This is a genomic window from Microbacterium sp. NPDC056052, from assembly GCF_042266785.1.
Classification (GTDB): Bacteria; Actinomycetota; Actinomycetes; order Actinomycetales; family Microbacteriaceae; genus Microbacterium.
This window is the reverse complement of record NZ_JBHJWV010000003.1, coordinates 103,127-117,047: the sequence shown is the minus strand read 5'-3', so window position 1 is coordinate 117,047 and position 13,921 is coordinate 103,127. Positions and strand designations below refer to the sequence as shown.

The following is a 13,921-nucleotide window of genomic DNA, read 5'->3' as shown; positions in this document are numbered from 1 at the left end:
ATCGCATCCGGTGCGAGGTCACTCCACCGGCAGGCTCGGAGGCGCTTGCGAAAAGTAGCGCTCGGTGAAGACGTAGAGCACGGCGTCGGCGCCGCACTTTTTGGCTTCTGCGACGACATCGGGGCGTGTGTTGTTCGCGCTCTTGTCGGAGTAGTCGAGATTGTGACGGATCTGGCAGGTGTCCTGGAAGGCCTGCGCCCAGGAGGGCGCCAGCGCCTCGCCGGTCGAGTCGCGAAGGATCAGCGCACGACCCGCCCCCAAGGGGTTCGCTGTGCGCGCCGGCAAGTCCAGCAGCCCGACAGAGCCGTCTGACGGCCCTGCCTTCTCGACGCCGTCGGCGCCGGTGATCGTGGAGTGCACGGCCGTCTGTTGGCCCGCGGTCGTCGGAGTCGCCCAGTCCTCAGGCGACGACGAGTCGCCGAACGCTGAGAACTCGTTCGGCGCGACGGAAATCGTCGCTCCGGTCACCGCCGGGACCGCGAGTTTTCCCCACGATGACTCCGGATACAGCACCGACGCACAGGCGACGGTCTGACGCCAGGCGGCGTAGGCGCCGTACGGTGTCCAGTGAGAGTTCACCGAAGAGTAGACCGGTGCGTTCTGCCTGGCCTTCTCCATCGCGTCCCGCACGTCCACCACCGGCAGGTCCCCCGAGTGCTCGAGGAACTGCTCGAGATGGGTGCGCCCCTGCAGACCGTCGGTCCATTCGGGGAGACGATCGCGGTAGAGCTCCCACTTCGCGGGAGCGACGACGATCACGAGGTCACGTCCGTCCTTTCGGAGTTGTCTGTCGAGTCCGTCGAAATAGATCAGCCATTGGGCGAGCTGCGAGTCGAGCCAGGGCGCGCGTCCGAGCGCTTGAGACATGTTCTGGGACTGCGCGTCGCCCCAGAAGTCGAAGCCGTCGCGCCCCTGGACGCGCATGCCCTGAGCGTCCGGGTGGGCGGCGAACTTCGCCTCTGAATCTGCTGTCCGCGCCCCTGTCCATATGTCCTTCGGATGGGCGGGGAACCCTGTCGACGTGCAGCTCTGCGGCAGCGACGTCTGCTGCGAGGGCTGGGCGAGGACGGCCCGCTGCTGCTGCGCAGCGGCCTCGTGCATCGCGATCCGTGTGCTCGCGCCGATGATGGCGAGCACCAACACGATGACCATCAGCACCGTCAGCGGTACGAAATGCCAGATGCGTCGAGCACGAGATCTCGGCTTCTCCTGCTCCACGGCGTGCACGCGGTGGAGCGGTGTCCCGCTGCTCACGACTTGGCTCCGTTCTGCGCACGGAGAGACTCGGCGAGCCGCGTCGACGAGTAGTCCGGGTTGACGATCAGACGCTTGACGCGCATCGTCAGCGGAGACAGCCTGTGCAGCGCGGCCGCGAGCCAGCGCGGAGTCCAGTCCTTCAACGACATGGCCGGCTTCTCGATCAGATGCCAGGAGAGGATCGCGAGGACGTGCACGATCACGACGATCGTGAGGTGGTAGACGATCCAGCCGTGCTTCTGCAGGCCGAAGTACGTGGCGAGCGTCATGAGCGGCCAGGCGTAGATGTAGATGCCGTAGGAGAAGTCGCCGAACTTGGCCCAGCGGGTCAGGCGCAGGCGGACGCCGCACCACATCAGGAAATAGAGGAATCCGTACTGGCCGACGACGTTCCACCCGCCGAAGGCATACGTGAACAGCCCCAGTCCGAGCATGCCGAAGGCGGCACGGTCGTCGATTGGGATCTTGTCGCCGTGTAGGGCGAAGAGCATGCCGAAAGCGTACGGCGCGAAGAACATCAGGATGAACGGGTCGCCGAACACGCGGTTCAGACCCGCGATGTTGCCCGCCCCCAGCCACTGCAGCGCGTTCAGGCCGATCACGATAACCGCGAAGGCGGTCGCGAAGCGCTTGGACGCCAGAGCTCCGAAGAGACCGAGGAGGCCCACGACGATGTAGCAGAGGAACTCATACGACAACGTCCAGGCCGAGCCGTTCCAGTCCCGCACGCCGTGGATCTGGAAATATGGCACGGTCTCACCGAGTCCGGCGATGTTGCGCTGGTTAAGCAACAGGAACATGTTGTCGAAGAAGTACGTCTTCGGCGACTCGATCACGGCGTTCCAGTAGCCGTCGAACGTTCCATGCACGGTTCGCCAGGCAATCGGCGCGAAGACGAGGACCGTGAGAATGAGGGACGCCCAGAAGGCGGGGAAGATGCGCAGGCAGCGTCTCCAGAGATACCGCCACATCGTCGATCGCCCCATCCGCGACTTCGTGATGAGGAATCCGGAGAAGAAGAAGAAGCCGGCGACGGCGACGCCGCCCAAGGACTGCTCGCGCGAGATCTGTACGCCGAGGTCCTCACCGCCGTAGAAGCCGGCGATCGGGCCCGCGTGCGAGAAGATCACGAGGAAGGCCATCAGCCAACGCAGGAAATCGAGAGAGTTCGCCCTGGGGTCGAACGCCTGAGCCACGCTCAGCGGGCCGCCCTGGAGCGCGCTCACGCGCCGACTCGCTTCAAAGACCGGGCCGCCGAGGCGCGCATCCGGCGATACACCTTCCGGCTCGCGTCGTATGCAGGGAACAGCATTCGCGCCAGAGTCGGAAAACGACGGTTGATCACGCTCTTGCTGAACCCGAGCACGCTAGATGCCGATTTCAGCCGCTCGAGATACGCCGCCTGCTCCATGACCGTTCCGGGAAGATCCTGACTGAACTTCTGGAGCTTGTACTCGAGGAACGGATAGTTGATCGAGGCGAGCTCCGTGCTCTGCACCGTGTAGACGGGCATCCCTGCACCGAGCGACGAGTAGGTGAAGAGTCGTTCGATGACGTGGGCGATCGAGCCGTCGCTGTACGGCTGGTCCTCGAAGTCCGACCACGTGAGGCCTGCGTCGACCAGAGTGCGCAGGGCGCGGGGGCGGGCGATGAACATCGACCCGTAGGCGGACAGGGGGGTCGACTCGTCGAACGGCGTCGTGATACCGAGTCGCCCGCACAGACGTGCCGCCGGCTCCTTGTTGAGGTACCAGGCCTGGCCCATAGTGGGGAAGCCGATGTGGATCACAGGAGGGATGACCATCCCGATCTCGGGATGTTCGGCAAAGAGGTTCACGACATTGGCGGCGTAGTTCTCCGAATGCAGAAGATTGCCGAAGAGATGCCGCTTGAACCAGCCGCCGGCGACCGCGCCATCCTGCGGCGAACGCTTCGAATGGATCTTCACGACGATGTCGTACTCGTCGTTACGGAGCAAATCGGCGCAGGTGAGCAGAAAAGCGGAGACATCGCGCCCTGCGTTGGACTCCGTCACACGGACCTCGTACGAGCGGACGCCTCGTGCGGCGAGCGCCGCCTCCAGCACTCGGCGCTTCTCCTCGGTGTCCGTCGTCACGACAACGTGCCGTGCGCAGGGCATCCGTTCCGCATAGTCCATGAGCTCGTCGATCATGTCTTCGTAGAAGCAGTGGATCGCCACCAGGGCGGTCATCCTTCGCGCGCCCTCGAGCTGCTCGGCATCGATCTCCAGCGCGTCGGAGAAGATGCGGTGCAGCGAGAAGTTCGTCGCAGCCACGCGCGGCTCCATCGTGCGCGCGACGTTCTCCCAGATGAGCTCGAGCGGATAGCCAGAAGTGCGTTCCAGGATGCTGATGACGTCGCGCCCGATGATCGCGTGATCCGACAGGTAGAGCGGATCGTGGAAGAACGTGCGCCGCTTCACGATCGGACACCGCTCAGCGGTCAACTCAACGACATCGTCGAGAACGGGGTTGCGACTCGGGAAGTCCGTGTAGGGATAGACCACCCTCCAGGTGAACCCGCGCTCCTCGAAGTAGGCGGCGAATCGCGCTTCATGCCTGTCGATGGACTGCTCGTAGCTCGTGATCTCCGGCATCGCATGCCAATAGTGACGAAACGCCGGTGACAGCAGCAGCGACTTCCTCACGGCCAGCCAATGCGACTGGATGTGCCTCGGCAGCACCCCGCCGCTGGCGAAGTCGTGCGGGGCGACCTCGGCGTGCTCCGTGATGCCCCAGAAATCGACGTCCCAGGCATCCGTCTTCTCGAACATCTCCGAGAACGGATAGACCGGGCCGAAGAAGGTGTAGTTCAGCAGAATGAGCTCGTCGTACTCTGCAAGACGATCGAATCCGAATCGAGTCAGGGCCTCCTTGTATCCACCGACGTCGAACCCGACGTTGTCGCGCTGCCAGACCTCGTCGGCGACCCTTTCGAGTTCTGCGAGTCCGTCCTGCGAGACCGAACCGTTCGAGATCACGACGATGTGCTCAACGTGCTCGCGGAGCTTCTCCAGGCAGTACGGGATGTAGCGGTCGACGATCCCTTCCTTTTCCCAGAACAGGTAGAAGGCGATGCGCTTCACGGGACTCCTCACAAACTGGACATTCCGGTCGAGTATAGCCGCCGCGCCTGCGCTGCCCTCGGATCGGCATGCTGATGACTCCGCGTGCCTCGCCACCGCACCGGATAGGATAAGGCGGACCAAGGCTCGCATGACGCCGCGTGTCCTCCGTCCCGGGCACAGTGTCGTCGCCCGACCCGAAGCCGAGAGAAGCCTCAATGCCAGACTCCCTTCCGTCCCTCGAGCCGAACGGTACGCAGCGCGTCCTGATCGTGAGCCCCGACACGTTCGGCCGCAAGATGGGCGGGCCGGCGATTCGCGCCTGGGAGATGGCGAAGCGGCTCGCGGCGGTCGCGCAGGTGCGGCTCGTCTCGATCAAGGACTCATCGCTCACGCACGAGGAGTTCGACGTCCTCATGGTCGGCGATGAGGAGCTGAGGCAGCAGGTCGACTGGGCCGACGTCGTGATCGCCCAGGGCGAGGTCTTCGCGCTACATCCGTGGCTGGTCGAATCCGAAGTCGTGATCATCGCCGACGTCTACGACCCGTTGCATCTCGAGGTGCTCGAATCCGCCAAGGACGAAGGCCCGGAGGGCCGCAGCTTCCTTGTCAGGTACTGCGTGGACATGCTCACGACGCAGCTGCGGCGAGCGGACTTCATGATCTGCGCGTCGGAGAAGCAACGTGACTTCTGGCTCGGCCACCTCGGCTCCCTCGGTCGCATCTCCCCGGAGACTTACGACGCGGACAGGAGCCTGCGCAACCTCATCGACGTCGTGCCGTTCGGCGTCTCCGCCGACGTACCTGAACAGACTCGCCACGCCATCCGCGGCGCCGTCGAGGGGATCGGCCCCGACGACAAGGTCATCCTGTGGGGCGGCGGCGTCTACAATTGGTTCGACCCCCTCACCCTCATCCGGGCCGTGCACGAGCTCTCAGAGCGGCGGCCCGAGGTGAAGCTCTACTTCCTCGGGATGACGTATCCGAATCCGGCGGTTCACGAGTCACATATGGCGGCAGAGGCGCTGCAGCTCGCCGATGAGCTGGGCCTCACCGACACCCAGGTGTTCTTCAACATGGGTTGGACCGACTACGACGACCGCATCAACTACCTTCTCGATGCGGACCTCGGCGTCAGCACCCATTTTCCCCACGTCGAGACGGCCTTCAGCTTCCGCACGCGGATCCTGGACTACCTCTGGGCCGGTCTGCCGATCGTCGCGACCGACGGCGATGGTTTCGCACCCCTCATCCGGGACCACCGTCTCGGCGCGGTCGTCCCGGCCGAGGATGTGGATGCGCTCGTGGCGGCCCTGGAACAGACGCTCTTCGCTGACGACACCGAAGAGCTCCGCGAGAACGTGCGGGCCTTCGGACGCAGTCTCACCTGGGATCGCGCGCTCGCACCGCTGATCGACTTCTGCCTAGCGCCACGGCACTCCGCGGACTACCCGACGTCGGGGGACGATTCGCTGGATGCTCATCGTGCACGGCACATCGAGGTCCTCGAAGCCAAGATCCTGCAGTTGAGCGATCAGGTGGGCGCGACGCGCGACAGACTGGTTGTCGCGCGCGACGAGCTCGACCGAGTCCACTCGAGCGCGTCCTGGCGCCTGTCCGCACCGCTGCGCCTCGCCGGCCGTCTAGGACGTCAGCTCCGCCGAATCCGACCGGTCAGAGGCCAGCGCTGATCTCGGCAGCGACCGATCCGAGCGTCATCGTCTCCGCGTGGACGGTGAACATCCGTCCCTGCATAAGCACGTGCGAGTTGATGTCGATCACTTCGGAGACGTTCGCGTTGATGTAGTACTGGCCCGCCCCCAGATAGACCCGCTCGATCCGGAAGTCGACATGCGTATCTCCGGCTTCGATCGCAGGCAGGACCATGCCGAGCCGCTCCGTGTTCGAGGCGATAGTCATCTGGCCCAGAGCCGTGTCGATGCTGAAGCCGGCGGCCCAGTGGGACATCGCCTCGCGCGCTCGTGCATGGATGCGCACCGTCAGCGGATCCCCCACCTGCACCTCGGCGATCTCGTCACCATGATCGTCATGCAGGGTGATGGCGGTGACCTCGATCAGCTGCTCGGTCCCGCGCTCGTGCAGTTCACCCAGTCGGCGGCCCTCCAGCACGTCGCGAAGAGCCGCGACTCCCCTGTTGACGTCCCCGTCGAAGACGATCTGGCCATCCTTGAGCACGACCGCACGATCGCAGAGCTCCTGCACCTGCGACGCGGAATGCGACACCAGGATGATGGTGCGCCCTTCGGCTCGGAACTGCGCGATCCGCTCCATACACTTGCGCTGGAAGGCCTCATCCCCGACGGCAAGCACCTCGTCGACGAGAAGCACGTCCGGATCGGTGTGGATGGCCACCGCGAACGCGAGCCGGACGAACATGCCGGACGAGTAGAACTTCACCTGGGTCTCGATGAAATCTCCGATCCCGCTGAACTCGTGGATCGCATCGAACTGCTCGTCGACCTGTTCACGGCTGAGACCCAGGATCGCGGCGTTCAAGTACACGTTCTCGCGTCCGCTGAGATCGGGATGGAATCCCGCACCGAGCTCCAGCAGAGCTGCCATCCGCCCGCGGTTATAGATCGCACCGCTCGTGGGTGCGACGATGCCACCGATGAGCTTGAGCAGCGTGCTCTTGCCTGACCCGTTGGCGCCCAGCAGACCCACGGTGGTCCCCGCTTGAATCTCTAGCGAAACGCCGTTGACCGCGGTGAAGCGCTCTCGATGCTCCCGGCCGAGCTTGCCGAGATGGACGATCCGGTCCTTGAGCGTGTTGTCCTTACGCACCTGGAACGTCTTGGTGACGTCTTCGACGCGGACGACGACGGGACCCGGGACAGTTGAGACGACCATTACATCTCCTGTGCGAAGTTGCCCTGCAGACGCGTGAACACGCGATGGGCGATGAAGACGAGCACGACGCCGATGACGAAGGCTATGAGGATGCGCAGTCCGAGGTCCGCAGGGTAGTCGGCCGCCGTGCCGCCGCCCCAGAAGGCCCGGTGGAAACCGAGGACGCCGAGGGTGATCGGATTGTTCTGATAGATCTCGAACGCCCAAGACGGGAGGTGGAAGCTCTCGAAGGCGCGCTTCACCATGCCCCACGTGTATACGATCGGCGACGCCCACATGGCGAGCATCACGACCACGTCAAGCAAGTACTGCACATCGCGGAGGTACACGTTGACCGCGGAGAGCAAGAGGCCGAACGCGAGGCCGTACACCAGGATCAGCGCCACCGACGGAAAGAACCACAGCATCTGGGCCGGGTCTGCTGGAAGCGCCCGGAAGATCAGTGCGGCGGCGAGAAGCACGACGCACTGCACGAGGAACATGAAACCCGCGCCGCCGATGCTCGCGAGCGGGAAGATCTCGCGCGGAAGATAGATCTTCTTCACGAGACCCGAGTTCGCGAGGATCGAACCGGTCGCGCTCACGACCATCTCATTGAAGAAGCCGTAGAGCGTTAGCCCGGCGAAGAGATAAACCGCGAAATCGGGGACGCCGTCCGCGGCCCGCAAGAACTTCCCGAGCACGACGTAGTACATCAGAAAGAGGATGATGGGCCGGATCACGGTCCAGAGGAAACCGAGGAAGCTGTCCCGGTAGCGGGCCTGGAGGTCGCGGCGCACGAGGAGCTGCAGCAGTTCCCGGCGCTGGAAGATCTCACGGATCTTGCCTCCGCGGACATCGAGCGTCAATCCGGAAGCGTCTGTGCGCAAGAACGGCGCCGCGGCCAACCGCGTGTATCGAGGTTCTGTATCCACCGTGCTCCCACGTCGTCCAACCCAACCTTCTCAGCCTACTGCAGGCACCTGTCAGAACCCCGGCGACAGACGCCATGAGGACATCCGGTACCCTCGTGACGGACGTCCGCAGCTCGACGGACGCGGGATTGGAACGGTGGCGTCTTCATGACTGACTCTCGCGCGCGCTTCGTGGTGACCGGCGCAGGCGGCTATCTCGGACCCCATGTGGTGGCGGCCCTCGCCGACCGCGGTCACGAGGTGCTCGCCGTCGTGCGGCCCGGCTCCTCGGCAGTCACGGATCCCCGCGCGGTACGCGTAGAGGCCGATATCCTGGCGCCCGATTTCGACGTGCGCAACTGGGGCTCCCCGCACGGCATCGTCCATCTCGCGTGGCAGGACGGGTTCGTCCACAACTCCCCCGCGCACCTCGGACAGCTGTCCGCCCATTATCGGCTGCTCACGGCGGTGGAAACCCCGCGTCTCGTCGTCCTGGGCACGATGCACGAGATCGGTTACTGGGAGGGCGCCATCAACGCTGAGACGCCGACGAATCCGCTCTCACAGTACGGCATCGCGAAGGATGCGCTCCGGCGGGCGTTGCCTCTTGCCCTGCCACCCGAGACGGCGCTGGCATGGGCCCGGGCCTACTACATCTACGGGGACGACCGTCGCAGCAACTCGATCTTCCGCAAAATCCTGGAAGCCGCCGACGCCGGCAAGACGACGTTCCCGTTCACCTCCGGAAAGAACCGCTACGACTTCATCCGGGTCGAGGAGCTCGGGCGTCAGCTGGCCGCTCTGGCTGAGGCCGTGGATGTCACGGGAACCCTGAACTGCTGCACGGGCGAACCGATGTCGCTCGCCGACAAGGTCGAGCAGTTCATCGCAGAGAACAATCTCCCGATCTCCCTGGAGTACGGCGCATTCCCGGACCGGCCGTACGACTCCCCCGGTGTGTGGGGCGACGCCTCCGTCATCCGTGAGGTGATGGCCCGAGGCTGAGCCGCCCCGGGCCCTCCGCTCAGCGGGCTCGTCCGCGCGTGACGATGTCGAGCAGGTACTGGCCGTACCCGCTCTTCACCAGGGGCTCTGCCCGCTCGCGCAGCTCGTCGTCGCTGAGGAAGCCCATCCGCCAGGCGACCTCCTCCGGGCATCCGATGGACAGGCCCTGACGCTTCTGCACCGTGCGGATGAACTCCGTCGCTTCGCTCAGCGAGTCGAAGGTGCCGGTGTCCAGCCAGGCCGTTCCGCGGGGAAGGATCTGAACCTGCAGGTCACCACGGTCGAGGTAGACACGGTTCAGGTCAGTGATCTCCAGCTCGCCGCGCGCAGACGGCTTCAGTTCCTTCGCAATCTCCACGACGTCGTTGTCGTAGAAGTACAGACCAGGGATCGCGTAGTTGCTCTTCGGCTGAGACGGCTTCTCCTCGATCGAGAGGGCGCGTCCCTGTCCGTCGAACTCGACCACGCCGTACGCCGTGGGGTCGGCGACCCAGTACCCGAAGACCGCAGCACCGCTGAGATCCGAATACTCCCGCAGATGCGAGCCCATCCCAGGGCCGTAGAAGATGTTATCTCCGAGGACCAGGGCCGCGGTGTCGCCGCCGATGTGGTCGGCGCCAAGCGTGAACGCCTGGGCGAGACCGTCTGGCGAGTGCTGCTGGACATACGTCAGTGAGACCCCGAAACGCGAGCCGTCGCCGAGGAGGCGCTGGAACTGGTCGGCGTCGTGCGGGGTGGTGATGATAAGGATGTCGCGGATCCCGGCCAGCATCAGAGTCGACAGCGGGTAGTAAATCATCGGCTTGTCGTACACCGGCACGAGCTGCTTGGAAATGCCGAGGGTGATCGGATGAAGCCGCGAGCCGGTCCCGCCGGCCAGGATGATTCCACGCATCTGTCCAGTCTCGCGCAGAACGGTGTACGAGCCAAACTCGAGCGGCGCCACGCGGGTGATAACCTGACTGCGATCGAGGGGCTCCTCGGTCTAGCTCAGCGCCGAGACCGGGCCGACCGGAGGCGCGCACAGGACTCCGAGATCACTTGCACATCACCAGCATCAGTCCCCGCTCTCATGCCGAGTCCGCTCTCGGCGTACGCGACTCCGTGCACCCACCTGCCCGGCGCGGACGCGCATGACCTCGTCCACACGTCGCGACACCGGTTCCGGGGTTGCGTCCAGTCGACGTAGCGTGCTGAAGTACCTGATCGCTGGGGGGCTCGGATTCCTCGTGGATTTCGGGCTGCTCGCCCTGCTCCATCAGGTCTTCGGATGGTCGACGTGGCTCGCTGCCGGCGTGGCCTTCGCGGCGAGCTTCCTGTTCACCTACGCGATGCAGCGCAACTTCACGTTCGGGTCCGAGGCGCCGCATGGCTGGGCCCTTCTCAAGTACTCCGCGCTCGTCGCATTCAACCTGCTCGCGACCGCGGGGATCGTCGCGGTCGTCGATCAGACCCCCGCCGGATGGGCCGTCGGCAAGGTCGCCGCCACCGCGGTGACCACGCTCTGGAACTACTTCGCGTATCGCTACTGGGTGTTCGCCAGGCCGCGCGGTGAGGAACCCTGAGCGGAGGGATCCTCGCGCCCCCCGAGGCCGGCGAGTCTGCTCAGCTGCGCGTGCAGCGCCGACTGACTCGTCAGCAGCTCATGCGCCAACAGTGAGAGCGCCGCGATAAACGTCGCGGAGCCAAGCAGCCAGACGATGAGTGGGTGCGGAACACCCGCCTCCCACCACCAGCTGCCGGGCGCGGTCAGTCGCAGTCCGGTGACGTTGCCCAAGGTATAGCGCTTGATGTTGCTGTAGAGCGCGACGGCGTTGGCGATGGACAGGATCGCGACGATGCCATAGGCCTGCACGCGTGTGAGAGCCAGCGGCTTCTTGCCGCCGACCGGGAGCATCGCGAAACCGACGAACATCGTCACGAGCGGCAGGAGGTAGCGCGGGTGTACGAGTGCGCCGACCTCCATATCGTTGCGCTGCAGGAGATAGACGGGCAGCACGATGAGAGCGGCGGCGGCGACCGCCAGCAGGACGGCTTTGCGCCATCCCATCGACGCGAGCCCCATGAATACGACCGCCCCGACGACGAACATCATCCCGACCCAGACGACGGCGGGCATCACGACATCGTTCCAGCCGAGCGGCCAGGTCCCGAACGACCCGAACCAGAGCAGAGGCACGTCGAGCAGGTTGCGCAGCAGCAGCTCCCGCCCGTGCAGCGTCCCACCGCCGCTGCCGGGGGCCGCGCCGTTCTGCCAGGCGGTCGCCTGTTGCGCGGTGAGGTACAGCAGGAAGCAGACGAGCGACAGTGCGGCCGGATAGGCGATCGACAGCCAGAACCGACGTCCTCGGGGGCCGCGCGCGGCGATCAGGACGGCCGCTCCGAGCGCCACCACCGCATAAACAGCCATGTCAGGCCGCGCGCCCGCTCCCATCACGGTGATCAGCGCCGCGAGCACGCCGAGGCCGATCCTTCGACGGCCCGAGCTTTCGAGGAAGCCCAGCATGGCAAGCCATAGCGTGCCGCCTGCGAGCACCGCCCACCCGCTGGGATTGACCGAGGCCACGAGGAACAGTCCCCAAGGGATGAGGGTGGCGGCCATCGGCACCACCAGCAGGGGGCGTCGTCGCGAAGGCAGCAGCAGATACAGCGCGGTGATGATCGCGACGAAGATCACCACGTTGAGGAGACGCACCGCGATCACGGAAACCGCGACATCGCTCGACGCGAAGACGCTCATCACCGAGTAGTACACGGGAGAGTAGAAGTGCGCGGTGGAGTTGACGTGATCCGTCGTGACCAGATGATTGGGATCGGATCCGAGAACCTCCCTCTGGCAGTTCGCGGTGATCTCTGGATGGAACGCGTAGCACTGCGAGGCGATGGTCGCCCACGGCACCCACTTGCCCGCCCCGTCCGGTGCCGTCTCGCACAGCCCGGGGCGATCGCCGGCGCCGCACCAGATGCTGGCGATGTGATAGTTCTCGTCAGGCGCGCCACCGACCGGCGATGCGACCGCCCAGGATCCCAGCGCGATGAGCAGGAGGAGCGGGGCGAGCAGCAGCAGGGGCAGTCGGCTGCGGCCCGGCCTCGTGTGGCGGAATTCAGTCACTCCGCAACCCTATCGGGCGCTCTCCGGCCGCAGGTCCTCACTCCCCCGCCCGGTATCATGGAGGGATGCGCAGACTCTTGGTCACGGGCGGAGCCGGCTTCATCGGCTCCAATTTCGTTCACTACGTACTCGAGAACACGGACGACACGGTCACGGTGCTGGACAAGCTGACCTACGCCGGCAATCTGGCGTCTCTGCAGGGTCTCCCCGCCGAGCGCTTCCAGTTCGTCGAAGGCGACATCTGCGATACAGAACTGGTGGGACGCCTCTTCGACAAGCACGACGCCGTGGTGCACTACGCGGCCGAGTCGCACAACGACAACTCGCTGAGCGGGCCCGCGCCGTTCGTTCAGACGAATCTCATCGGAACGTTCACGCTCCTCGAAGCAGCGCGGCGGACCGGGATCCGGTTCCACCACATCTCCACGGACGAGGTCTACGGAGACCTCGAGCTCGACGACCCTACTCGCTTCACCGAGCAGACCCCGTACAACCCGTCAAGCCCGTACTCCTCCACCAAGGCCGGGTCCGACCTCCTGGTACGTGCATGGGTCCGGTCGTTCGGTGTCCAGGCAACGATCAGCAACTGTTCGAACAACTATGGTCCGCGCCAGCACGTCGAGAAGTTCATTCCGCGGCAGATCACGAATCTCATCGATGGCGTGCGCCCGCGGCTGTACGGTGACGGGCTGAACGTACGCGACTGGATCCACGCGGACGACCACTCGTCTGCGGTGCTGCGCATCCTCGACGCCGGAGCTATCGGCGAGACCTACTTGATCGGCGCGGACGGCGAGAAGACGAACCGCGAGGTCATCGAGCTCATCCTGCAGGAGATGGGACGCCCGACCGACGACTACGACCTTGTCACGGACCGGGCAGGACACGATCGCCGGTACGCAATCGATTGGACGCGTCTGCGTGAGGAGCTCGGCTGGACCCCCCAGTTCTCCGACTTCTCCACGGGCATCGTCGACACCGTTCGGTGGTATCGCGACAACGCGGACTGGTGGCGGCCGCAGAAGTCCACGACCGAGCGCAAGTACGCGGAGACGGGGCAGTGACCGGTGGAATGCGCTTCGGGCTCCCCCTTGCGCTGAACGCCTCGCCCATCGACGGCCTGCAGGTCCTCGACATCCCTGTGCACGGCGACAATCGCGGATGGTTCAAGGAGAACTGGCAGCGAGAGAAGATGCTCGCGCTGGGCCTTCCGGACATCGGCCCGGTGCAGAACAACATCTCCTTCAATAAGAGCCGCGGAACCACGCGTGGCATCCATGCCGAACCGTGGGACAAGTACATCTCCGTCGCGACCGGCAGCGTGTTCGGCGCGTGGGTCGATCTGCGCGAGGGCGAGGGTTTCGGCACCGTGTTCACGACGGTGATCGATCCCTCAGTAGCTGTCTTCGTCCCCCGCGGCGTGGGGAACGCCTTCCAGACGCTCGAGGATTCGACCGCATACACGTACCTCGTGAACGAGCATTGGTCGCCAGAGGCCGAGTACGTCTTCCTGAACCTCGCGGACGAGACGGCGGACATCGCATGGCCCGTCCCGCTGGACGAGGCAGAACTGTCGTCCAAGGACAAGGCGCACCCGCGCCTCGCAGACGTGGTGCCGATGACGTTCGACTGAACCGGAAAGACGAAGAGAACGGGCGGTCTTCCTCGACGGAAGCCGCCCGTTCTCATGCTTCTGTG

At 65.0% G+C, this 13,921-nt stretch carries 11 protein-coding genes and 1 pseudogene; 5 read left to right on the top strand and 7 right to left on the bottom strand.

Annotated features, from left to right (window positions below; genetic code table 11):
* Positions 1 to 18: 18 nt before the first annotated feature.
* Genes ACFC1J_RS07105 through ACFC1J_RS07095 form a run of 3 tightly spaced genes read right to left on the bottom strand, consistent with a single transcriptional unit; the run spans position 19 to position 4,363 of the window.
* On the bottom strand, positions 19 to 1,254 hold the full coding sequence (locus tag ACFC1J_RS07105) for a hypothetical protein (protein WP_375903834.1): 1,236 nt from the start codon (positions 1,252 to 1,254) through the stop codon (positions 19 to 21).
* Positions 1,251 to 2,483, bottom strand: a complete 1,233-nt coding sequence (locus ACFC1J_RS07100; RefSeq protein ID WP_375903832.1) for an acyltransferase family protein — start codon at positions 2,481 to 2,483, stop codon at positions 1,251 to 1,253. Before ACFC1J_RS07100 ends, ACFC1J_RS07105 begins: the two co-directional genes overlap by 4 nt.
* A complete protein-coding gene (locus ACFC1J_RS07095; protein WP_375903830.1) occupies positions 2,480 to 4,363 on the bottom strand; it encodes a rhamnan synthesis F family protein in 1,884 nt (627 codons plus the stop codon). Before ACFC1J_RS07095 ends, ACFC1J_RS07100 begins: the two co-directional genes overlap by 4 nt.
* A gap of 197 nt (positions 4,364 to 4,560) precedes the next feature.
* Between ACFC1J_RS07095 and ACFC1J_RS07090 the strand changes: the two genes are divergently transcribed.
* A complete protein-coding gene (locus ACFC1J_RS07090) occupies positions 4,561 to 6,033 on the top strand; it encodes a glycosyltransferase family 4 protein (protein ID WP_375903828.1) in 1,473 nt (490 codons plus the stop codon).
* On the opposite strand, the gene ACFC1J_RS07085 is transcribed toward ACFC1J_RS07090, so the two are convergent.
* Both ACFC1J_RS07085 and ACFC1J_RS07080 read right to left on the bottom strand, forming a co-directional pair.
* Positions 6,017 to 7,213: an ABC transporter ATP-binding protein gene (locus tag ACFC1J_RS07085; protein WP_375903826.1), complete on the bottom strand. Its 1,197-nt coding sequence runs from the start codon at positions 7,211 to 7,213 to the stop codon at positions 6,017 to 6,019. The two genes, ACFC1J_RS07090 and ACFC1J_RS07085, sit on opposite strands and share 17 nt — an antisense overlap.
* A complete protein-coding gene (locus ACFC1J_RS07080) occupies positions 7,213 to 8,061 on the bottom strand; it encodes an ABC transporter permease (protein WP_375903824.1) in 849 nt (282 codons plus the stop codon). Before ACFC1J_RS07080 ends, ACFC1J_RS07085 begins: the two co-directional genes overlap by 1 nt.
* Positions 8,062 to 8,274: 213 nt before the next feature.
* Here ACFC1J_RS07080 and ACFC1J_RS07075 point away from each other — a divergent pair, with 213 nt between their 5' ends.
* Entirely contained in the window at positions 8,275 to 9,111 is an 837-nt protein-coding gene (locus tag ACFC1J_RS07075; RefSeq protein ID WP_375903822.1) for an NAD-dependent epimerase/dehydratase family protein, read from the top strand.
* Positions 9,112 to 9,130: 19 nt separating this feature from the next.
* Here ACFC1J_RS07075 and rfbA read toward each other — a convergent pair whose 3' ends face one another.
* Positions 9,131 to 10,006 carry a glucose-1-phosphate thymidylyltransferase RfbA gene (rfbA, locus tag ACFC1J_RS07070; RefSeq protein ID WP_375903820.1) on the bottom strand — a complete coding sequence of 292 codons (876 nt, stop codon included), beginning with the start codon at positions 10,004 to 10,006 and terminating at the stop codon, positions 9,131 to 9,133.
* A 238-nt stretch (positions 10,007 to 10,244) separates the two neighbouring features.
* Here rfbA and ACFC1J_RS07065 point away from each other — a divergent pair, with 238 nt between their 5' ends.
* Complete coding sequence (locus ACFC1J_RS07065) at positions 10,245 to 10,676, top strand: GtrA family protein (RefSeq protein ID WP_375903818.1); 432 nt, start codon at positions 10,245 to 10,247, stop codon at positions 10,674 to 10,676.
* On the opposite strand, the gene ACFC1J_RS07060 is transcribed toward ACFC1J_RS07065, so the two are convergent.
* Positions 10,637 to 12,223, bottom strand: a complete 1,587-nt coding sequence (locus tag ACFC1J_RS07060; RefSeq protein WP_375903816.1) for a DUF2142 domain-containing protein — start codon at positions 12,221 to 12,223, stop codon at positions 10,637 to 10,639. The genes ACFC1J_RS07065 and ACFC1J_RS07060 overlap by 40 nt on opposite strands.
* Before the next feature lie 65 nt (positions 12,224 to 12,288).
* Between ACFC1J_RS07060 and rfbB the strand changes: the two genes are divergently transcribed.
* Both rfbB and ACFC1J_RS07050 read left to right on the top strand, forming a co-directional pair.
* Positions 12,289 to 13,287: a dTDP-glucose 4,6-dehydratase gene (gene rfbB / locus ACFC1J_RS07055; protein ID WP_375903814.1), complete on the top strand. Its 999-nt coding sequence runs from the start codon at positions 12,289 to 12,291 to the stop codon at positions 13,285 to 13,287.
* Positions 13,288 to 13,295: 8 nt separating this feature from the next.
* Positions 13,296 to 13,844, top strand: a pseudogene (locus ACFC1J_RS07050) (dTDP-4-dehydrorhamnose 3,5-epimerase family protein); the annotation flags it as partial.
* Positions 13,845 to 13,921 lie beyond the last annotated feature (77 nt).

Coding starts and splice junctions, on each gene's coding strand:
- ACFC1J_RS07090 (WP_375903828.1), top strand. CDS start 4,561: ATGCCAGACTCCCTTCCGTCCCTCGAGCCGAACGGTACGCAGCGCGTC.
- rfbB (WP_375903814.1), top strand. CDS start 12,289: ATGCGCAGACTCTTGGTCACGGGCGGAGCCGGCTTCATCGGCTCCAAT.
- rfbA (WP_375903820.1), bottom strand. CDS start 10,006: ATGCGTGGAATCATCCTGGCCGGCGGGACCGGCTCGCGGCTTCATCCG.
- ACFC1J_RS07075 (WP_375903822.1), top strand. CDS start 8,275: ATGACTGACTCTCGCGCGCGCTTCGTGGTGACCGGCGCAGGCGGCTAT.
- ACFC1J_RS07065 (WP_375903818.1), top strand. CDS start 10,245: ATGACCTCGTCCACACGTCGCGACACCGGTTCCGGGGTTGCGTCCAGT.
- ACFC1J_RS07085 (WP_375903826.1), bottom strand. CDS start 7,213: ATGGTCGTCTCAACTGTCCCGGGTCCCGTCGTCGTCCGCGTCGAAGAC.